The 20,954-nt window shown below is 53.4% G+C and carries 19 protein-coding genes; 18 read left to right on the forward strand and 1 reads right to left on the reverse strand.

The genetic code is table 11. The annotated features are described in order from the left end of the window. Position 1: 1 nt before the first annotated feature. The 15 genes from I6J23_RS08600 (at position 2) to nusB (ending at position 15,568) form a co-directional block, all read left to right on the forward strand. Positions 2-1,264 (forward strand): ABC transporter ATP-binding protein, encoded by a 1,263-nt coding sequence (locus I6J23_RS08600; protein WP_204581706.1) that lies wholly within the window; start codon positions 2-4, stop codon positions 1,262-1,264. Further along, positions 1,257-2,111: an ABC transporter permease gene (locus I6J23_RS08605; protein ID WP_204581708.1), complete on the forward strand. Its 855-nt coding sequence runs from the start codon at positions 1,257-1,259 to the stop codon at positions 2,109-2,111. Before I6J23_RS08600 ends, I6J23_RS08605 begins: the two co-directional genes overlap by 8 nt. 107 nt (positions 2,112-2,218) lie before the next feature. Further along, positions 2,219-3,187, forward strand: a complete 969-nt coding sequence (locus I6J23_RS08610; protein WP_412523810.1) for a glycine betaine ABC transporter substrate-binding protein — start codon at positions 2,219-2,221, stop codon at positions 3,185-3,187. Positions 3,188-3,500: 313 nt separating this feature from the next. Further along, positions 3,501-6,161 carry an alanine--tRNA ligase gene (alaS, locus tag I6J23_RS08615; protein WP_204581711.1) on the forward strand — a complete coding sequence of 887 codons (2,661 nt, stop codon included), beginning with the start codon at positions 3,501-3,503 and terminating at the stop codon, positions 6,159-6,161. Beyond that, positions 6,139-6,663, forward strand: coding sequence for a Holliday junction resolvase RuvX (gene ruvX / locus I6J23_RS08620; RefSeq protein WP_204581713.1), 525 nt, complete (start codon positions 6,139-6,141; stop codon positions 6,661-6,663). The genes alaS and ruvX overlap by 23 nt, the downstream gene beginning before the upstream one ends. A gap of 160 nt (positions 6,664-6,823) precedes the next feature. Next, positions 6,824-7,990 carry an endolytic transglycosylase MltG gene (gene mltG, locus I6J23_RS08625; protein ID WP_204581715.1) on the forward strand — a complete coding sequence of 389 codons (1,167 nt, stop codon included), beginning with the start codon at positions 6,824-6,826 and terminating at the stop codon, positions 7,988-7,990. Continuing rightward, positions 7,980-8,960: a shikimate dehydrogenase gene (locus tag I6J23_RS08630; RefSeq protein WP_275431234.1), complete on the forward strand. Its 981-nt coding sequence runs from the start codon at positions 7,980-7,982 to the stop codon at positions 8,958-8,960. The genes mltG and I6J23_RS08630 overlap by 11 nt, the downstream gene beginning before the upstream one ends. Before the next feature lie 119 nt (positions 8,961-9,079). Continuing rightward, a complete protein-coding gene (locus tag I6J23_RS08635) occupies positions 9,080-9,586 on the forward strand; it encodes a prepilin peptidase (protein ID WP_204581718.1) in 507 nt (168 codons plus the stop codon). Positions 9,587-9,724: 138 nt separating this feature from the next. Continuing rightward, positions 9,725-10,945, forward strand: a complete 1,221-nt coding sequence (gene aroC, locus I6J23_RS08640) for a chorismate synthase (RefSeq protein ID WP_204581719.1) — start codon at positions 9,725-9,727, stop codon at positions 10,943-10,945. Then, complete coding sequence (locus tag I6J23_RS08645) at positions 10,946-11,521, forward strand: shikimate kinase (RefSeq protein WP_204581720.1); 576 nt, start codon at positions 10,946-10,948, stop codon at positions 11,519-11,521. Beyond that, on the forward strand, positions 11,518-12,708 hold the full coding sequence (aroB, locus tag I6J23_RS08650; RefSeq protein WP_239454890.1) for a 3-dehydroquinate synthase: 1,191 nt from the start codon (positions 11,518-11,520) through the stop codon (positions 12,706-12,708). Before I6J23_RS08645 ends, aroB begins: the two co-directional genes overlap by 4 nt. A 23-nt stretch (positions 12,709-12,731) precedes the next feature. Continuing rightward, a complete protein-coding gene (gene aroQ, locus I6J23_RS08655; protein WP_204583028.1) occupies positions 12,732-13,169 on the forward strand; it encodes a type II 3-dehydroquinate dehydratase in 438 nt (145 codons plus the stop codon). 39 nt (positions 13,170-13,208) lie between these two features. Then, complete coding sequence (locus I6J23_RS08660; RefSeq protein WP_204581721.1) at positions 13,209-14,270, forward strand: M24 family metallopeptidase; 1,062 nt, start codon at positions 13,209-13,211, stop codon at positions 14,268-14,270. 147 nt (positions 14,271-14,417) lie between these two features. Then, complete coding sequence (gene efp / locus I6J23_RS08665; protein ID WP_012731637.1) at positions 14,418-14,981, forward strand: elongation factor P; 564 nt, start codon at positions 14,418-14,420, stop codon at positions 14,979-14,981. A 5-nt stretch (positions 14,982-14,986) separates the two neighbouring features. Beyond that, positions 14,987-15,568, forward strand: coding sequence for a transcription antitermination factor NusB (gene nusB, locus I6J23_RS08670; RefSeq protein WP_412523811.1), 582 nt, complete (start codon positions 14,987-14,989; stop codon positions 15,566-15,568). 732 nt (positions 15,569-16,300) lie between these two features. On the opposite strand, the gene I6J23_RS10755 is transcribed toward nusB, so the two are convergent. After that, positions 16,301-17,689, reverse strand: coding sequence for a phosphatase PAP2 family protein (locus I6J23_RS10755; RefSeq protein ID WP_239454891.1), 1,389 nt, complete (start codon positions 17,687-17,689; stop codon positions 16,301-16,303). 286 nt (positions 17,690-17,975) lie between these two features. Between I6J23_RS10755 and pyrR the strand changes: the two genes are divergently transcribed. From pyrR to I6J23_RS08690, 3 genes are read left to right on the forward strand one after another with little or no spacing between them, the layout of a single operon-like run. Further along, on the forward strand, positions 17,976-18,632 hold the full coding sequence (pyrR, locus tag I6J23_RS08680; RefSeq protein WP_204581723.1) for a bifunctional pyr operon transcriptional regulator/uracil phosphoribosyltransferase PyrR: 657 nt from the start codon (positions 17,976-17,978) through the stop codon (positions 18,630-18,632). Next, positions 18,629-19,585, forward strand: a complete 957-nt coding sequence (locus I6J23_RS08685) for an aspartate carbamoyltransferase catalytic subunit (protein ID WP_204581724.1) — start codon at positions 18,629-18,631, stop codon at positions 19,583-19,585. The genes pyrR and I6J23_RS08685 overlap by 4 nt, the downstream gene beginning before the upstream one ends. Position 19,586: 1 nt before the next feature. Beyond that, the gene (locus I6J23_RS08690) at positions 19,587-20,951 is read left to right on the forward strand and encodes a dihydroorotase (RefSeq protein ID WP_204581726.1); all 1,365 of its coding nucleotides are present in this window, start codon (positions 19,587-19,589) and stop codon (positions 20,949-20,951) included. Positions 20,952-20,954: the final 3 nt, after the last annotated feature.

Genomic DNA, 20,954 nt, shown 5'->3' on the forward strand with positions numbered 1-20,954 from the left:
AATGTCATCATTTAATACCCGTCATCACCGGATCCACAATTCGGGACACTCGGTACATAAATCAAACGCTGTCGGCGAAGCCTCCGGTCGATCTGGCGTTGACATTGTGTTGGACGGTGTACAGAAAAAATTTCCGGGCCAAGAGACGCCGGCTGTCACGCATCTAGATCTCACCATTGATGCCGGTAACACCGTCATGTTCGTCGGACCGTCGGGTTGTGGGAAGACGACCTCCCTTAAAATGATTAACCGGCTTATTGAACCCACATCCGGGCATATTTTCATCGATGGGGACGATGTTACGAAGAAAAATGCCACCGAGCTTCGACGAAAAATTGGTTACGTTATTCAGGGAGGCAGTCTCCTTCCTCACCTCACTGTAGGAGATAACGTCGGGCTTGTTCCTGGACTCTTGAAGTGGAAAAAGAGTGATATAAGCGCTCGATCGGATGAGCTTTTAGACATGGTTGGCCTCGATCCATCGGTCTATCGGGACCGTTACCCGCGTGAACTCTCGGGAGGCCAGCAACAACGAGTGGGAGTTGCTCGCGGTCTTGCTGCTGATCCTCCAGTTATTCTGATGGACGAGCCTTTCGGGGCCGTTGACCCAATCACGCGAAATCACCTGCAGGATGAACTTCTTTCTATCCAAGAAGATCTTCACAAAACGATCATCTGCGTGTCCCATGACATTGATGAAGCAATCAAACTAGGTGACAAAATCGTCATCTTTAACGTCGGTGGTGTTGTCAAGCAATATGACACTCCCCAAAATATTTTGTCATCCCCGGCTAATAACTTTGTTGCTGATTTTGTGGGGTCAGGATCTCGGTTAAAGCAGTTAGCCCTTCTTAAGGTATCGGATATGCAACTCGATCAACCACCAGTATGCCACATAGGTGATCGAGTCGACGACGTTACTGAGCGGGTTACGAGTGCTGGAGAGGATTCTGTAGTCATTCTCGATGAGGGTGAAAGACCTAAAGACTGGGTATACCTTGAAGGTATTTCACGATTTGAATACGTTCCGACACCTACGGTGAAACTGCAGACAGTGGTGGACCTCCGATCCACACTTAACAACGCCTTAGATTCCATGCTGTCATCGAGTCATGGCGGCGCGCTGGTGACAGATCGGGACCGCTACGTCGGCACTATTAACTACGAAAAAGTTAATCAGTATGTCCACCAGCAAACACGACCGGATCACGAGGCAAAACCCATTCTCTGGAACTCGAGCACGGAACGTGATGCCGATGTCTAAATTGACCTCCCACCATTCAGACTCATCTGCGACGCAAATCCGCGAATCAGGTCAGTCGCACAACACCGACCGCGCTCCACATCGTGGGACGTATAGCAAGATCCGCAATCTCCAGATAACCAAGGAGGATAAGCTCCTCGTTTTTGGGACGCCTATCCTCATCCTCGTTGTGTTCGGGATCTGGTTCATATGGCGGACGACTACAACACTGACAGATGTAGAAATGCGCCAGCTAGCATGGTCAGTGATCGGCCGCCGAACTCTTGAGCATCTTTGCATCGTCGTTATCTCAGCGATTATCGTGCTTGCCGTAGGCCTGCCTTTGGGGATTGTGCTCACGCGACAGCGAATGAAGTTTTTAGTTCCTATCGTTACCGGGATCGGCAATGCGGGGCAATCAGCACCTGTTATCGGGGTGATCGTGCTCCTGGCGATGTGGCTGGGCTTCGGCACACCAGTCGCTATCTTGTCGTTATCTTTGTATGCCTTCCTCCCCGTTTTGGCTAACACCATCGCAGGACTCCAGGGCGTAGACAAAGAGCTTATCGAAAGCGCTCGGGGGATGGGAATGACGCCGTGGCAAATATTGTGGCGAATCGAAATTCCTCTGGCTTCCTCTGTCATTCTTAATGGTGTTCGCACCGCATTGGTCTTATTGGTAGGGGTCGGTGCCTTTGCTACCTTTATTGATGCTGGTGGGCTGGGTGCTCTGATTCAATCTGGGATCGTCTTGTTCCGTTATCGCGTCTTGGTTTCGGGAGCGATACTCGTTGCATTGTTGGCATTGTTCGTCGATTGGATTGGTCGAATAGTTGAAATAGCAGTGACACCGAAGGGAATATCATGAGGTTCGGTTTAAAAAACTGCCCAAATAGCCCCGGCCTCAATCCACCTAGCATGAGACTCCTGGACGGTGGAATAAGGCCCGTTAAAAGTGGGCGCGGTACTCTCTCGGTGCGGAGGGCAGCGTACACGATTGTTGCTTCCGTGATATCAGTATTCTTAATCGGTTCGCTTACTGCTTGCGGATTGGGTACGTCGGGAGGCTTTACCCACAATGGCGAATTAGCAGGCCCTGTCGAGGGAAAGTCGGTTAAAGGAGCTCATGTCGCTATTGGATCCAAAAATTTCACTGAGCAAATTGTATTGGGAAAAATCGCGGTCACACTTCTCAAATCTGCGGGCGCGCATGTCGACGATCTGACCAATATTCCAGGATCAAATAGTGCTCGATCTGCAATGCTTCGCGGAAATATAGACATGCAGTGGGAATACACGGGCACAGGGTGGATCTCATATCTCGGTCACGATGACCCTATTGAAGACAGTCACCAACAGTACATTGCCGTTCGCGATGCTGACAAAGGAAATGGTTTAACTTGGTTACCGCCTGCTCCTATGAACAATACCTATGGGTTAGCAATACGGGAGGACAAAGCTAAGCAGCTCAATATCACGAAGATTTCTCAGCTGAAGGACCTTCCTCTGAACGAAAGAACGTTCTGCCTCGAGGCAGAATTTGCCAATCGTAATGATGGTTTCCAGCCGATGCTCGCGAAATACGGGATTCCTCCAGTACCCTCGTCCAACATTTCTTTGATGGATACAGGTGCTATATATTCCGCAACTGATCGGGGAGGATGCAATTTTGGTGAAGTCTTCACGACAGATGGTCGTATTAAAGCCTTGAACTTGCGAACGCTAGAAGATGATCAGCATTTCTTCCCGAAGTACAATGTAGCTCCCGTATTTCGGACTGATCTCATCAAGAAGTATCCCCAGCTAGAACCCCTCTTTGAGCCTGTGGCACAAAAACTTACCAATGATGTTCTTCAAGATCTCAACGCGAAAGTCGACGTGGATGGCGATGAGCCCTCTGAGGTAGCGTGGGATTGGCTCCGCGAGGAGGGCTTCGTGAAGTAGTTCAAGCGTGACTTTCCAGCCCACGCTGCGTTCATTGTGGCTCAGCGACCCGTCGCCTTCGCAATCGTTCCATTTCATTTGGTTTATTCCGAAGCCTGTTGTCCGTAGCGCCACACCACGCTGTACTCTGTTGGCTAGACGGTACAGTGTTTACCGACCATTTTGTTAACGTCAGCTCCGCACCTGTCGGTCTACTGTCATCCGAGGATGTTAACCATCATGCGCTCGTGCGTTGTGTGGATTTCACCCTAAAGGAAACGTACGCCGGCCGATAGACTGTGGAGCTTCACCATGTATAAAGCGAGGTTCGTTCGTGTATACACACGAGATCAGGGAACGGTTCACGGAACACTTTGTTAAAGCTGGGCACACGTCGGTCCCGAGCGCGTCGCTGATCCTGGACGATCCGAACCTGCTCTTTGTTAACGCGGGAATGGTTCCCTTCAAGCCGTACTTTTTGGGTCAACAAACCCCTCCGTTTAATACGGCGACCTCCATCCAGAAATGTGTTCGCACACTGGATATCGACGAAGTAGGCATTACGACCCGCCACAACACTTTTTTCCAGATGGCAGGTAATTTTTCCTTCGGAAATTATTTTAAGGAAGGTGCAATTACCCACGCATGGGAGTTGCTAACAAGTTCAGTTGATGATGGGGGATTCGGGCTTGATCCTGATCGATTGTGGGTCACGATTTATCAGGATGACGATGAAGCTGGCGACATTTGGCATGACAAGATAGGTATTCCGCGTGACCGTATTCAGCGGCTCGGTATGGCGGACAACTATTGGTCGATGGGGATCCCCGGACCATGTGGCCCCAGCTCCGAAATCTATTACGACCGCGGACCGGAATACGGTAAAGAAGGCGGTCCTGTTGTCGACGACACTCGTTATATCGAAATCTGGAACCTCGTGTTCATGGAAAAAGAGCGCGGCGAGGGGACAGGCAAAGAGAATTTCGAAATTCTGGGGCCCCTCCCGAAGAAGAACATTGATACGGGTTTAGGTATCGAACGAGTCGCCTGCATCCTGCAGGGCGTCGATAACGTCTACGAGACCGACCTTCTCCGCCCAGTTATTGATGTTGCTGAAGAATTGACGGGGGCTCGCTACGGAGAGCGTCACGCAGATGATGTTAGATTCCGAGTTATCGCTGATCACTGTCGTACCGCGTTAATGCTCATTCTCGACGGAGTTGCCCCCAGTAACGAGGGACGCGGCTATATCCTGCGACGTCTATTGCGGCGAATCGTTCGGTCTGCCCGTCTTTTGGGTGCGACACATGAAACTATGGAGCGATTTATGGAAACTGTCCGTCGCACCATGACTCCGTCATATCCTGAGATCGAAGATAACTGGGAGCGTATACGGTCAACTGCTGTGGCCGAGGAACACGCATTCTTGGCGACGTTGGAATCAGGCGAGAAACTCTTTACCACGATCGCCCAGGACCTTAAGGCCCGCGGTGAATCTGTCTTTCCCGGTTCAGATGCCTTTGTTTTGCATGATACGCACGGTTTCCCAGTCGATCTGACGGCAGAAATGGCTAGTGAACAAGGGCTAGCTTTGGATCGTGATGCCTTTGATCGCCACATGCAGGACCAAAAAGCCCGCGCTAAAGCCGATAACCGTGCAAAGAAACACGGACACGCTAACCTGTCGGTATATCGGCCCTTTGTCGACAATCATGCAACGGTCTTTACAGGCTATGACACCTTAGAAGATGAGGGAACCATCTTGGGAATGGTGTCCAATGGTCAACTCGTTGACAAAGCGACTGAGGGTGATCATGTCGATGTCATTCTCGATCGGACACCTTTCTATGCAGAGTCCGGCGGACAAATGGCCGACCACGGAGAACTATCAACGGCTGGTGCTCGCTTGAAGGTCAACGATGTCCAGAAGATCGGTAAGAAACTGTGGGTGCATAAGACCGAAGTAACCGGTGGCGAGATTGCCGTCGGAATGAAAGTGAAGGGCAAAGTTGATCCCCAGTGGCGGCACGCTGCGCGTCAAGCCCATTCAGGTACACACCTGATTCACGCTGCGCTGCGGCAAGTGTTGGGGCCAACAGCGGTCCAGGCAGGGTCTATGAACAAACCTGGTTACCTGCGGTTCGATTTCAATTTCAATCGCCCTCTTACCGATGAACAGCTTAAAGATATTCAGGACATCGCTAATTCTGCGGTGGACGCCGATTACACCGTTAACACCATCGAGACCTCCCTCGACGAGGCTAAGAAGATGGGGGCTCTGGCGCTCTTCGGTCAAAGCTACGGTGACTGGGTTCGCGTCGTCGAAATTGGTGGCCCGTTCTCTATGGAACTCTGCGGTGGCACACACGTTGACCACGCATCACAGGTTGGGCCCATCGCTGTTCTAGGTGAATCGTCAGTGGGATCCGGTGCGCGCCGCATTGAAGCCTATACAGGTATGGATTCATTCCGTTACCTGGCTCAGCAGCAGTCGACGCTGACCACAGTGGCGACATCGCTCAAGGCTCCAGCCGATGACGTTCCTGAGCGCGTTGACCAATTAGCTGCCCGTCTTCACGACGCCGAACGCGCTGTTGCACGTGCCCACCAGCAGGCTCTCCAATCTAAGGCGGACGAGTTCGTGGCTCATGCCCAGCGTCTCAACAACGTGACGGTGGTAGCTGAGAGTGTGTCAGACGTGGAGGCCAAGGATTTGCGTCCGATGGCGCTAGACGTCCGAAACCGGTTAGGCAATGAGCCTGCAGTCGTCATTTTGATCAGTTCTACTGGCGATAAAGTGCCCTTCGTCGTGTCAGCGAACGAACAGGCAACCGGTAACGGGATCAACGCGAACTCGCTCGTGAAAACGATCGGCCAATCAGTCAATGGTCGCGGCGGCGGAAAACCCGATATGGCCCAGGGCTCGGGTAGTGACGCCACCGGCATCTCGCACGCACTGGATGCCGTCCTCGATGACCTTAAGAAGCGGGGATAATTTATTGGTGAAAAACATTGTCCCTGACCGTCCAGGAGAGGATGATCCTGGACCTGGTCGTCGCTTAGGATTGGACGTCGGCACGGTCCGTATTGGTGTCGCAGTCAGTGACCCTGATGGCATTCTTGCTACGCCAGTCGCCACTATTGCGCGGACTACGAAGAGACGTGGGCCCGATGGCGAAGACATCGACTCCATTGTTCAGCTCGCGCGCGACTACTCGGTGGTTGAAGTCATTGTGGGGTTGCCGAGGATGTTGGACGGATCTGCCGGTTCATCGGTCAAACATGCTCAGGATGTGGGTTTCCGCGTTCGTCGGCGACTGGAACGTGACGGAGCTGATGTCCCCATTCGATATGTCGACGAACGCATGACTACCGTGATGGCCCAATCCAACCTCCACGACGCTGGTATCAGTGTTAGAGAGGGTCGATCAGTTATTGATCAGGCTGCGGCGGTCGAGATCCTTCAGACCTGGTTAGATCAGCGTGCGAGACATTAGCGGAATGGTGATGACCGCCAACCAAAAAGTAGCAATTCTTCGATAGTCGGAGAGCTTTTGTGGTAGTTGAATACGTCCACACTCTCTGATTTAGTGGAATGGCTACAGTTATCTGTTTGTCCTGTATCTATTTGCCCTGTCCCCGGAGCTAGGAGAATTTGTGCCATCGAGCCGAACACGTCGTCGCCGTCATCTTGCTGGGCATAAACAAAACGCCATAGCCGTGACGGTGGCATTGGCTGTGTTGTTGGCCGGCGTGATTACTTACGTCGTGTACCACAACGTAGCGGGTGACAAGGACGATTTTTCGGGGAACGGAAACTCAACGTCGGCGCTGGTCAGAGTTGATGAAGGGGATACGATTTCCTCACTGTCCTCGACGTTGGTGGACAAGAAGATCGTGTCGTCGCGTCGTTCGTTGATGAATGCGGCGAAGAGCAAGGGCAATGCTGTTAACTTGCAGCAAGGTTATTATGTCCTGCATCAAAAAATGTCCTCTCAAGCTGCTATCGACGCGCTGATGTCGGACGAGGCTCGACGAGGGGTCGTCGACATTCCGACCGGGGCTACTTTGCATGATGTTCATGTTGTAGGTGGACAGACACGGGCAGGTATTTTTTCCCTAGTAGCTAAACAAGCGTGCATTTCTGAAGATAGTGACTGTGTTTCTGCCGGTGATCTTGAAAAAGCCGCGGCAAAGAGCAGTTTAGAGGAATTAGGCGTTCCATCATGGGCGTCCAAAGCGGTGTCGGCTCGTGGAAACGATTCCAAACGGTTGGAGGGGCTTATCAACCCCGGCGTCCACATCTTTGACCCCACAGCATCGCCCACAGATATTCTCAAAACACTGGTCACCGAAGGAGCCAAGGCATACGAAGGCACGGGATTATCGTCAGCAGCACAAACCGTGGGGCTATCGGAATACCAACTACTGACGGCTGCGTCACTCGTCGAGCGTGAAGCGCCTCAGCAGGATTTTGCGAAGGTTGCGCGAGTTATTAAGAATCGCCTCGATAAGCCGATGAAACTCGAGTTCGATTCGACAGTTAACTACGGGTTGGATGAGCAAGAGGTCGCGACGACTAACGAGGATCGTGAGAAAAAGAATCCGTGGAACACGTACGCAATGGAAGGATTGCCTGCGACCCCCATCGCATCACCCTCGCTATCTGCTGTGCACGCGATGGAAAAGCCCGCTGACGGCGACTGGCTGTACTTCGTGACGATCGACAAGAACGGGACGACTGTGTTTAGCCACGATTTCTCCGATCATGAGGCAGCGATTAAAAAAGCCCAAGAAAGTGGAGTGCTTGACAGTGCCCGTTAGCTCCGAAGAAGGACAAAGAAACGACTGGCGAGGGGGCTGTGGCCACCATTATGCCGCAGTGCTGGGAGATCCTATCCAGCATTCTCTTTCTCCTGTTCTCCACGACAATGGTTTTCGTGCGGCTGGTCTCGAGAATTGGTCCTACGAACGTATCCGGTGCCCAAAGGGCGAACTCAAAAGCACGATCAATTCTGTGGGTCCTGAGTATGAGGGCTTCTCAGTCACCATGCCAGGCAAATTTGAAGCTCTGAATTTTGCAGCTGAAGCCACTCAGCGTGCCCGACTCATCGGATCTGCAAATACTCTGGTGAAAATGCCCTCAGCAGCCGCTGGCAAGCCGTCAACGGATGGCATTTCTGGACCGACTCAGTGGCGCGCTGATAACACAGATGGTGAGGGCGTAAAAGGATCCGTTCAGGAGCTTCTGACGACCGACACCTCTTCTTCCTCCGGGGACGACTCCCGTTTAGTAGCGGTGACGAATGCTGTCATTGTGGGTAACGGTGGTACCGCACGGCCTGCTTTATGGGCCCTTGCTCAGTTAGGGTGCCGTAGCGTCACCGTGGTAGCTCGATCATCACGCGCGGAACAGCTCCGTCCGCTAGCAGAAAAACTAGGTGTTGAATTTTCATGGACCATGTTCGAGCACTCAGGGAGGGTATGTGCGAATGCCGACGTCCTGGTATCGACGGTCCCATCGGCGGCAGCTGAACCCTACGTAGAGCTATTGGCGGAGGCTTCGGCGGTATGCGATGTGATCTATAGTCCATGGCCGACGCCATTGATATCGCACTGTCTCGCGGTAGGAACGCCGTGCGTCGGCGGAACAACGATGCTTTTTTACCAATCACTCAGCCAATTCGAGCAGTTCACCGGGCATCAAGCTCCTCAAGCGGCGATGCGACAGGCTTTGGAAAAAGCCTCTGGGGTACCCGTCGGAGTTCTCGACGCTCCGGGGAGTGCGAGCTAAGGATATCCCGGTGAGATAGTACCGGAAGTTATCCACAGGCTTGTTTTATCCACAACTTCGGTGTTCGTGAGCGCGAATAGAATCACTCTGCCCTCCCTGATCGTGATGAAATCGCGACCATGCAACAGAGTGAGCATCCGCTCTTATTTGGCTTTCCCGTCTCGCCCCATGACATTTGTGTCACCGCTTTCATTGTGGCGAGTATCCTCTGGGCGCTCGGGGTAGTGTGGTTCGACTGCCGATATCGCCTCATCCCATGGCGTCTAACTCTGATCGGTTCTGCGATGGTCGTTGCCGGGGAATCATTGCTTTTCCATGAGTGGACAGACGTATTGTGCTGTTCCGCCATCTGGTCAGGTCTCTATGCCTCTATTGCCCTCATGGGGGCGTGTCTTGGCTCTCGACGGCCAGGAATTGGGGGCGCAGATGTTGTAGTTGGTGCGGCATGCGGAGCTTGGCTCACACACGGGGGAGCGCTGCTGGTTATTGTGGCCATAGGCGGTGCCAACATCATATCCACCGGATGCGGGTTTTACGCCGCGTACCGCCATGGGACACCCGAGGTAGCTCACATTCCAGCGATGATGGGTGGGGTAGTCGTCGCCACTATGACGGGGATGGTATAAATCGGTCACATTCAATATTGCAGACGGGGTCAGTATTCACGAGGAACGATGCATCCGTTATCGCCCATCTAAGAACCCAAGCTTGTAGATTTAGAATTCTGATAGCTTTACATGGCTACTACGTGGAAGAATGACTGTATGTTGCGTTGGAGCACCGCCGGAGAATCGCATGGCGAAGCGATTGTCTCCACAATGGAAAACATGGTCGCTGGCATCCCACTCTCAACACAGGACGTGGCTTATCATTTAGCACGCCGTCGTTTGGGGTATGGCCGTGGTGCACGAATGAAATTCGAACAAGATGATGTCACGCTTCTCACCGGTGTACGCCATGGCCGCACATTGGGCAGCCCTATCACGATAGTGATAGGAAATACGGAATGGCCCAAGTGGACCACCGTCATGGCGCAAGATCCTCTTGACCGTGACGATCCAGACGTTCAGGCAGCCATGAACTCCGGGAGGGGAGCGCAACTTACTCGGCCGCGTCCTGGCCACGCGGACTTCGCGGGCATGGTGAAATACGGGGCCCATGACGCGAGAGATATTTTGGAGCGTGCCTCCGCCCGAGAAACTGCTGCCCGAGTGGCTATTGCCACCGTTGCTCGCTCTTTCCTTCGCGAACTCTTTGGCGTTGAAGTCTTTAGTCACGTCGTCAGTATTGGTGCGTCGGAGGTCGATGACGCAGTTCGGCCACACTTTAGTGATCTCAAACTGATTGATGAATCGCCTGTCCGTGCTTGTAGCCAGCGGGCAGAGGAATCCATGATTAATGAAATCAAGGCAGCTAAAAAATCCGGGGATACTCTGGGTGGCGTCGTTGAGGTCATCGTCGATGGCCTTCCCATCGGATTGGGGTCGCATGTGTCGGCAGAGACTCGCTTAGACGCCCGTTTGGCCGGCGCATTGATGAGTATCCAGGCAATTAAGGGAGTCGAGATAGGAGATGGATTCGCCGAAGCTCGTCGGCGTGGGTCGGAAGCTCACGATGAAATGGTTCGCGACCGCGGACACGTCACAAGGATGACGAACCGTGCCGGTGGTCTCGAGGGTGGAATGACTAATGGCGAAACCCTCCGAGTACGGGCAGCGATGAAACCAATTTCCACAGTACCGCGAGCACTATCCACCATTGATATGGAAACTGGTGACGCGGCGTCTGCCATCCATCAGCGTTCCGACGTGTGTGCAGTTCCCGCCGCCGGCGTCGTTGCAGAAGCGATGGTAGCCCTTGTCTTGGCACAAGCTGCCATGGACAAATTCGGTGGTGACAGCCTTGCAGAAACCACTCAAAATGTTAAAAGCTATCTTCATCAGGTGAGTCAACGCTTGAGCTTTGGCTCTGGGGTAGGAGAGTGAATGAAACCACGGGTTGTATTGATTGGTCTTCCTGGCGCCGGGAAGTCCACTATCGGACGTCGACTTAGCCGTGCTCTCGGCCTCGACCTCGTTGACTCTGATGAACTCATTGAACAACGATGGGGCGGAATGACGTGTGGCCGCATTTATGACCATTTGGGTGAAGAACAGTTTCGACTAGTTGAAGAGGACGTCATTGCCGACGCCTTGACTACTGGAGGCATTGTTGCACTCGGTGGTGGGGCAGTAGTCTCGCCGGTGACTCGCCGACGCCTTGTCGGCCATGAAGTCGTTTTCTTGGATGTATCCGCAGAAGAAGGTTATCGACGCACGCGCGACTCCCTCACTCGACCCGTGCTGCATTCAGAGGACCCAGAACAACGCTATCGCGATTTAGATGAGCAACGCCGTCCTCTCTACGAGGAGGTCGCGACTCTTCGTATTCGGAGTGATCGTCGTGGCCCCCAGAAGGTCGTCGCTAGCATTCTGAATTACCTTGAGACCAGTGAGCCTCGGGGATCGATGATTCCCGATACTGCGGACGAATCCGCTGTAGCAGTAGAGGAATTCTTATGAGTACACCTAGTCGTGAGTCGATGAACACGGCGAGTGGTACAGGGCCGTGGACTATCCCGGTGAATGGTAATCGGCCGTATGACGTGGTGATAGGTCATGACCTCGTAGGCTCAATCGGAGCTGCAGCTGAATCTTACTCAAAGGTTGGGATTGTTCATCAACCCACCGTTGCCGTCGCAGCCCATCGCATAGCCGATACATTAGCGGCACGCGATATTTCCTCGTTCCTCGTAGAAATTGATGACGCCGAACACGGAAAAACTTTTGACGTCGTCACCCGATGTTGGGACGAGTGCGCTAGGCACGGCATGAGCCGGCGCGACGCGATTATCAGCGTTGGCGGTGGCGCTGCAACTGATGTCGGCGGATTCGTAGCTGCGACATGGATGCGTGGCATCGATGTGATCCAAGTGCCGACCACGGTGTTGGGAATGGTTGACGCAGCCGTCGGCGGAAAAACAGGCATTAATACACCAGCCGGAAAAAACTTAGTCGGAGCTTTCCATGAGCCATCGGCTGTATTTGTTGATCTCGACTTCATTAACGGTCTTCCTTCTGGGGCGATCGTTGCTGGTAGTGCCGAAATCGTGAAAACTGGGTTTATCGCAGATCCGGAAATCGTCAATTTATATAAGCATGATCCTGATCGGTGTCTCGATGTAGCCGGGGATTTGCCCGAGTTAATTCGCAGAAGCATCGCTGTTAAAGCGTCGGTGGTTTCGCAAGATCTTAAAGAATCAAGCTTGCGTGAGATTCTCAATTACGGGCACACTTTTGGCCACGCTATTGAGAAGGTTGAGCACTATACGTGGCCTCATGGGCATGCGGTTGCGGTGGGAATGTGTTTTGAGGCAGAACTTGCCTGCGTGACAGGGCACCTCAGTGAAGCGGTCGTGCAGCAGCATCGAACGATTCTTCAATCATTGGGCTTGCCTACGCACTATGATGCTGCCGCGCTCGATGATCTCATCGATGCGATGAAGATGGATAAGAAGAACAGGGACGGGAAGATCCGATTCGTGATCCTTTCTTCCCATGATTCGGATTCCCTCGATTCTGACACGGGTAGTGGGTTGTCGGCTGGGGATAATTCCAGCCAGGTTCCACGTCCTATCCGGCTAGCTGGGCCTAGTTATGAAGACCTTCAGACTGCCTTTATGCGCATGAATGATAGGGGAGAGTCGTAGTGACTACTGATAACAAGCCAGCTTTGCGAGTATTAGTTGCCAACGGCCCCAACCTGGATCGTCTGGGCAAACGGGAGCCGGATATTTACGGATCCACGACGCTCGAAGACGTCCAAAACATGCTCCGCGAACGCGCTGAATCCTTCGGTATTAGCGTGAGCTTTTATCAGTCGAACCATGAGGGTGACTTGATCGATCGTATTCATCGTGCCGCAGATGAGGGCGAAGCCGTCGTTATTAATCCGGGGGGATGGACGCACACATCGGTGGCCCTCCGCGATGCGTTGGCTGAGATCGCTGACGGTGCGGGCTTTATAGAAGTCCACATTTCAAATGTGCATTCTCGTGAGGATTTCCGACGGCATTCCTATCTGAGCCCGATTGCCCGCGGGGTTATTGTGGGTTTGGGAGTTGAGGGCTACGCCTACGCCCTGGATTTCCTTGCGCGCGGTAACAAGTAAAACTTTGCTAATACTTCACTACTCAGGAGGTATTGATTGATGGATCGTGAAAAACTTTATGCTCAACGCCGAGATGCGGCGCGAGAGTTACTTAACAAGGCTGATGTACCTGCTCTTTTAGTTACTAATTTAAAAAATGTTCGTTATCTCACGGGGTTTAGTGGATCAAACGCGGCACTCCTTCTAACCACTGATGGGAAGGAACTCCTTGGCACTGATGGTCGATACACCACTCAGGTTGCCGACGAAGCGCCCGGCATTGAAGTTCTCATCGAACGTGACACAGTTCCTGCTGTTCGTAGAGCATTCGATGGAAAAATCGGCGTTGAAACTAGCCTCAACCTTGGTGAAGCGCAGCGCTTAGGCGATTACACGGTCACTCAAGACCTCATTGAGGATCTGAGAATGACCAAAGACGAATCAGAAATTGCCGCGCTTGACGCTGCAGCGGCTGTGGCCGATAAGGCATGGTTGTCGCTTCTTGAGGATGAAGTCATCCGCGAAGGCGTTCCCGAAAACATCGTGGCTGCCGAACTTGAGTACCGCATGAGGAAATTCGGCGCAGATGGAATCTCCTTCGAGACGATTGTGGCGTCGGGAGTTAATGGTGCAAAACCGCACCACAGTGCAAGTACTGACCCGATCCCCAAGGGCCTCATCACCATTGACTTTGGTGTGTACCTCAACGGATACGCTTCTGATCAGACTCGATTGGTATCGGTCGGGGAGCCCCCGGAGAAGCAGCGCGAGATTGCGGACACTGTCTACCGCGCTTTCCTTGCCGGTTGTGAGGCGCTACGGCCCGGAGCAGGTCTGTTCGCTATCGATAAGGTGTGCCGCGACATTATCGACGACGCAGGCTATGGCGAGTATTTCGTCCACTCGACCGGTCATGGAGTGGGACTCGACGTCCATGAGAGGCCATACTCTGCTTCACGTACCGATAAATCAAAGACCATTGACGTCGGCCAAACCCTGACCATCGAACCCGGAATTTACGTACCCGGTCTGTCAGGGGCACGAATTGAAAACACGTTGGTGGTCACCGAGGACGGTTCGCGGCCACTCAATACCAGCAGTCCGGCGCTGACCGTCGTCTAGTAGGGTAGATCGTGTACGAGGTCTTCGTCACGGTAGTGGAATGGGCTAAGCCAACCCGGGTTGTCGATATCCACTCACGAAGTGCCAAGGTTATGTGACATCGATATCTCAGGATCATGGTGTGTCCTGAAGGATGAGGAGTTTTCAGTGGCAACTACTGCCGATTTCAAAAATGGGCTAGTTCTGAAACTTGACAACAAACTTCAGCAGATTGTGGAGTTTCAGCACGTCAAGCCGGGTAAAGGGCCAGCGTTCGTCCGTACCAAGCTCAAGGACGTTGTATCCGGGAAAGTCGTCGATAAGACTTTCAATGCTGGTGTCAAAGTTGAGACCGCGACGGTAGACCGCCGTGATATGACGTACCTCTACAACGATGGCACAGATTACGTGGTCATGGACGATAAGAACTACGAGCAGATTCCTCTTTCGCCGGAGCTGATGGGTGACGGTGCTCGGTTCTTATTGGAAAACATGCCCGTCCAGGTCTCTTTCTATGAGGATCAGCCCCTGTTCGTCGAGTTGCCGGTTTCCGTGGAACTGAAGGTCAAGCACACCGATCCCGGTTTGCAGGGTGACCGTTCGACGGGTGGCACGAAGCCAGCGACCCTCGAGACTGGAGCAGAGGTGCAGGTTCCTCTCTTCATTGAGACCGGCAATGTCCTGAAAATCGATACGCGTGATGGCTCCTACCTTTCACGCGTGAATAACTAAGGAACATGGACGTGGCAGACGACAACGTTGGAGCGCCCTCATCTGCGGACACGCCCTTACAGAATGAGTCGGGCGAACAGACCCACCAGAACCAGTCCTCCGCCCAGGAGCGGTCAAAATCCACTCGTAGTGGATTCAAGAGGCATGGGTCGCGCTATAAAGCCCGACGTCGGGCCGTCGATATTTTGTTCGAGGCAGAATTCAGGGATCAAGATCCTGTGTATGTCGTCGAGCAGCGACGGGAATTGTCTCAAGATCTGGAATCCGGTGTCTTACCTGTGTCCGACTACACGGCGACGATCGTTGCAGGCGTCGCAGAAAACCTGGACGGCATAGATTCCGCGATTGCCTCTCACTTGTCCTCGACGTGGCGCTTGGACCGTATCCCTGCTGTTGACCGAGCCGTCATGAGGGTGTCGACGTGGGAGTTGCTTCACAATGAGGAAGTGCCTCCGAAGGTCGCAGTTTCTGAGGGGATCGAGCTGGCTTCCGAATACTCGACGGATGTTGCCCCGGCGTATGTCAACGCGGTTCTGGATGACATCGCTGGAGAAGTGCAGCGTTCGCAGTCGAATGGCGATTCATGACATTCGGTGCGCGGTAGGGAAGTCTCTGCGCCTGAAATAGTCATAGTCGAATAGCTCCGTCAGTACTCACCGGCGGAGTTTTTCTATGCCTTTTTCTTATGGTGCGGTGGTCCGCTACCACGTTGCGTTGGGCGTAATTGAGTCACGGCGAAGGGTGAGCGGCATGGTCTATCCCGGCCCTCATGCCACCCTAAATAACCCCGAAATAGGGTAATTTTTGCGCCATAATTTCAGTTAAGGGACCTGAGGGTCATTTCTACGATTAGCAATGTAACAAACGAGTTACGGATTGATAACAGCTAAGAGCTGGAGTTTTAGTATGGCTGGAATAGGAATAACTTATCGTTGTGCAATCGGTGCCAGATTAATCTGATAACAGACAGAAAGGTCTATTGAAAGACATTGTAAAACTGGATGTAGAAAACCACTGCCGTTCGTATAACCTAGTCATGCCGACGGAGCCACAGCCAGTCAGCGTTTACCCACTATTCCGGGCCATGCTCATCAAGGGGGCCAAAGGAGCGGTAGACGTGGTGTCACCATTGTGGATCCCGGCCCTACAGCGCGTCGCGCCGCAGGAGGGGCTCTATCTGGGTCGATAGAGAAATGCGGATCGTGACAGACGCTTTGGGTCGGAGGGGGCGGATGACACCCCGGCTGTGGCTCCGTTTGCACTCATACGAGAACACACTAAAAAAGCCCCGCTAGGGGGCTTAGATAGAGCTTTGAACATTAGCTCAGCGATTCGGCTAGTTCGCGATTCGAATTCGATGCGTCGCGATTCCATGGGAGCCGGCTACTCAGATTATTCCGAGTCCACCATTTTTCGAGGGTGATACCGACGAGGGGAACAATGATCGCGATGCCCCACCCTAGCAAAATGTCAAACACGTAGTGCTCAGCAAAAAAGACCAGCGTAAAGCCCATCGCGAAGGCGTAAATAAGACAAAAAACACCAATTTTTTTACGCCGTCGAGCAAAACTGTACGTCGCTAAGTACATGGTGAGCGCAGCATGTAGGGATGGGATCGCTGCCACAAGGTTAGACTCCTTTTGACCGCGTTCTATCAGCGCACCGATCCCTGAAGATTCTCCTGCGGAAGACGACTGTGAGTTGTTACTCGACGTATCCCCCGCGATATCGCTGGATGCGCTATTTTTCTGCGATTGCGTGCTGTCCGCCCCCAGATTACTGGTCTTCGATTGCGACGCTGTGCTGCGTTCGGTTGTCTCATCATCGCTCGGGCTTTCTTCAGCATGAGCTATGGCTGCCGAGAAACTGAGGTGGTTAAGCTTCTCCCACCCGCGGGCACTAAGGCGTTCAACCCATGGATGGGTGTCATCGTGTTTTCCATGAACAGGACCAAGGATGGAACCTTCACCTGCGTGATCGTCGACGAACATACAGCGGACGCTGCGCGGTCCGTCGGCAACGTCCTCGGGCGCGCACCTTCCAGCAGCCCACGGAGGAGCAGCGGGGACGAATACATAGCCGATAAGACCGATGAACGATATCGTCAACATACCGGCAGCGAAACGCGCGAAATCGGCGCGGGATCGGAGCCATTCGCCGAAGGCCATAATATACGGCGTCACAAAGTAGGAGATGTACACGACGGCCAGAATCAGTTCCCACCACGGCGGCTCTTCGAAGCGAATCTGCTCCTGCACCCAGACTGTGGGGACGACTCCGAACATCGCCTTGTCGATATCCGGGGCTAAGTGCCAATGAACGGGCAGTCCAAGCTGCAAAGACCACGTCCTCGTTTTGTCATAAGCAACAAGAAAGAGGAAGAAAGGGCTCCAGTCAAGGATCAATTGATAGAAGTGGCGACGCCCAATCGACAGTGCAGCAAGCCCACTAGTTAACACGATAAAGATCGACGACCGGCCAAAAGGCCACCCTCGAAATGCGATCCACAATATGAGTCCAAGTATCCATGCAGAGACAGCAAGTCGACGGGTTAGCCTGAGCTGTTTCGTTGACATATACCGGAACGGTGGGAGGATCGGACGAAACTCTTTCGGGCCCTGTGTCGCTGGCCGAGGGGATTGAGATAGCTCAGCTTCGTATGTGGGCTCCACAGATGGAACGCTGGCGTGACGTTCTCCTTCTGCCATAGTCCTGACATCCTTACTCTTCAAAAGGTGACAATGCTGAGCAGAGTCGACCGACAAAAGATAACGTGTTGAGGGTACTCGGCTTCACTAGCCGTAATCCAGAAACACTGTTCATATGCGCAATTCATGCGCGAAGGGACGTGAACCGATACACAACACTGAAGACTGAGAAAGCCTGCAATCGTCTCATGACCGTGGTAAAGTCCAGAGCGATATCTACAATTTCACATCATTAGGAGTGACATCCTTTAACGGACTGCACCGAGAGGCAGGGAAGGAGGTCACGATGAATACAGCACGTACGTCTACGCCGGCTACTGACGCGATGGAGACAGAAATTCTCTCATCCGACGATGTCGGCCGTACTGTTGCACGCATCGCGCACCAGATAATCGAAAAAACAGCACTGGATGCCGACGACGCCGAGCGCGTCGTCCTTTTGGGAATTCCCAGTGGGGGCGTTCCCTTGGCTGAGCGATTAGCTCATCTTATTCACGAATTCGCGGGAGTCACGGTCGCCACGGGGGCATTGGATATCACCCTGTACCGCGATGATCTTCGTCATAAACCGCACCGAGCTTTACAACGCACATCAATTCCCGACGACGGAATCGACGGGAAAACCGTCATTCTTGTTGACGATGTCCTGTATTCCGGTCGAAGCGTGCGCTCAGCGCTGGATGCCTTACGTGATATCGGTCGCGCGAGCATCGTCCAGCTTGCTGTCGTGGTGGACCGAGGCCACCGCGAATTGCCCATCCGGGCGGATTATGTCGGGAAAAATATTCCGACATCTCGTTCAGAAGACGTTATTGTCTCCCTCGAAGAAATCGACGGTCACGACGGTGTCGTTTTGCGCCGGCCAACTAGTGCCGCTTCATCATCGTCGGCAAAAGAAGCAGCAGCGGGAGATAACTCCACTCGCGAGGGGAGTAACTCATGAAGCACCTTCTCTCGATGGCGGATCTCTCTGCCGATGACATCACAGGTCTCTTAGACGAAGCTCAGAACTTCAAAGAAGCTCTCGAAGGACGCGAACTCAAGAAACTGCCCACCCTACGGGGTCGGACAATCTTCACCGTTTTCTACGAAAACTCTACCCGCACACGATCCAGCTTTGAAACTGCAGGAAAGTGGATGAGTGCCGACGTCATCAACATCAGCGCATCATCATCAAGTGTGAAAAAGGGTGAATCGCTCCAAGACACCGGTTTAACTCTCACGGCGATAGGCGCCGATGCACTCATCATCCGCCATCCCAGTTCCGGAGCGGCGCAACAATTGGCCCACTGGGTGGCCCCTAACGGGGACGGGCCCAGCGTCATCAATGCTGGTGATGGTGCCCATCAACACCCGACGCAGGCGTTGTTGGACGCACTAACTCTTCGTCAACGCCTCGGTGGAATCAATGGGCGGAAAATTGTGATCGTGGGGGATATTCTCCACTCGCGAGTCGCACGCTCTAATGCCGAGTTATTGACAAAACTGGGGGCGGAAGTCGTTTACGTCGCTCCACCGACGCTACTCCCGTATGGGGTAGAGACATGGCCGGTCCGGATTTCCTATGACATGGATTCCGAGCTTGCCGACGCAGATGCTGTCATGATGTTGCGCGTTCAAGCCGAACGCATGGCCGGAGGTTTCTTCCCCAGTCACCGCGAATACGCCACGCTATACGGAATGAGCACAGCACGTGAGGCCAAAATGAAAGATAAGGCCATCATCATGCACCCGGGGCCCATGCTTCGCGGTATGGAGATTAATTACTCTGTGGCAGATGCCCCGCGAACTGCGGTTTTGCAACAGGTGAACAACGGTGTCCATGTCCGCATGGCGGTTTTGTTCTCGCTCATTATCGGTACCCACGGACAATCTCATACAACGAAGGAGTCATAAATTGAGTGCTCAGTCGTGGCCGGAAACCGGCACACAGGCACCGCCTGCACACGGTTCGATCCTTCTCACAGGAGTGCGCCCGTATGGTGAAGGCGACCCCATGTCGGTTCTGATTACCGACGGCATCATCGCGGAAATTAGCCCGAGAATCGACGCGCCTGAGGGCGCTCGCGTCCTGGATCTGTCCGGTCAGGTTTTGTTGCCAGGATTCGTTGATATTCACGTTCACTTGCGCGAACCGGGCCGTGAAGATACAGAAACGTTGTTAACTGGGTCACAAGCTGCCGCACGAGGTGGTTTTACCGCGGTATTCACCATGCCGAATACCAAACCGGTAATGGACGATCCATCGATCGTCGAATCGGTGTGGTACAAAGGCCAAAAAATCGGTCTCTGCGATGTTCATCCCGTCGGAGCTATCACGAAACAACGTGAAGGGAAAGAGCTTGCTGAACTTGGGATGATGCGAGATTCAGAAGCTAAGGTCCGGATGTTCTCCGACGACGGAACATGTGTGAATGACCCCGAGGTGATGCGTCGAGCTGTGGAATACGCCAAGGGGCTCGATGTCTTATTAGCCCAACATTGTGAGGACGCACGCCTCACGGAGGGTGCTGTTGCCCATGAAGGAACGATCGCCGCCGAGCTCGGGCTTCGGGGATGGCCACGCGTTGCGGAAGAATCTATCGTCGCTCGTGATTCCATCATGACCAGGGACTATGGCGGACGTGTCCATATTTGTCACGCGTCCACCGAAGGTACGGTCTCCTTGGTGAAATGGGCGAAAGAACAGGGGCTTCCTGTTACTGCCGAGGTCACCCCTCATCACCTTATTCTTACTGACGAACGCCTCCGCACCTATGACGGTGTCAACAAAGTTAACCCGCCTCTCCGCGAACAAAGAGATGTTCTCGCGCTTCGCTCTGCGCTTCGGGATCGCATTATCGATTGTGTCGCCACCGACCACGCTCCCCACGGGTCCGAAGAAAAGTGCTGTGAGTTCGACCATGCACGGCCGGGAATGCTGGGGCTGGAAACATCGCTGAGCATTATCTCCCAGCTCTTTGTTGAAACGGGATTAGAAGACTGGCGTTTTGTCGCCACGGTGATGTCTGAACGCCCGGCGGAAATCGTTCGACTTCCTGGGCAGGGTCGTCCTATCGCCGTTGGCGAGCCAGCCAACCTGACCGCGATTGATCCCGATCGCCGCTGGGTAGCGAGCGGGAAGAACCTCGCTTCTAAAGCCGATAACACCCCGTACGAGGGTATGGAGTTTCGCGCGAAAGTCACCACCACGATTCTCCGTGGGCACATCACCTGCCTAGACGGTGAAGCCTCCCAGCCCTTGGACAGAAAGGTTCACTAGTGA

Origin of the sequence: Corynebacterium kroppenstedtii, assembly GCF_016894245.1 — a bacterium.
GTDB lineage: Bacteria > Actinomycetota > Actinomycetes > Mycobacteriales > Mycobacteriaceae > Corynebacterium.

Coding starts and splice junctions, on each gene's coding strand:
- I6J23_RS08660 (WP_204581721.1), top strand. CDS start 13,209: ATGGATCGTGAAAAACTTTATGCTCAACGCCGAGATGCGGCGCGAGAG.
- I6J23_RS08605 (WP_204581708.1), top strand. CDS start 1,257: ATGTCTAAATTGACCTCCCACCATTCAGACTCATCTGCGACGCAAATC.
- I6J23_RS08635 (WP_204581718.1), top strand. CDS start 9,080: ATGCAACAGAGTGAGCATCCGCTCTTATTTGGCTTTCCCGTCTCGCCC.
- pyrR (WP_204581723.1), top strand. CDS start 17,976: ATGAATACAGCACGTACGTCTACGCCGGCTACTGACGCGATGGAGACA.
- ruvX (WP_204581713.1), top strand. CDS start 6,139: ATGACCTTAAGAAGCGGGGATAATTTATTGGTGAAAAACATTGTCCCT.
- I6J23_RS08600 (WP_204581706.1), top strand. CDS start 2: ATGTCATCATTTAATACCCGTCATCACCGGATCCACAATTCGGGACAC.
- aroC (WP_204581719.1), top strand. CDS start 9,725: ATGTTGCGTTGGAGCACCGCCGGAGAATCGCATGGCGAAGCGATTGTC.
- I6J23_RS10755 (WP_239454891.1), bottom strand. CDS start 17,689: ATGGCAGAAGGAGAACGTCACGCCAGCGTTCCATCTGTGGAGCCCACA.
- I6J23_RS08645 (WP_204581720.1), top strand. CDS start 10,946: ATGAAACCACGGGTTGTATTGATTGGTCTTCCTGGCGCCGGGAAGTCC.
- I6J23_RS08685 (WP_204581724.1), top strand. CDS start 18,629: ATGAAGCACCTTCTCTCGATGGCGGATCTCTCTGCCGATGACATCACA.
- nusB (WP_412523811.1), top strand. CDS start 14,987: ATGGACGTGGCAGACGACAACGTTGGAGCGCCCTCATCTGCGGACACG.
- aroB (WP_239454890.1), top strand. CDS start 11,518: ATGAGTACACCTAGTCGTGAGTCGATGAACACGGCGAGTGGTACAGGG.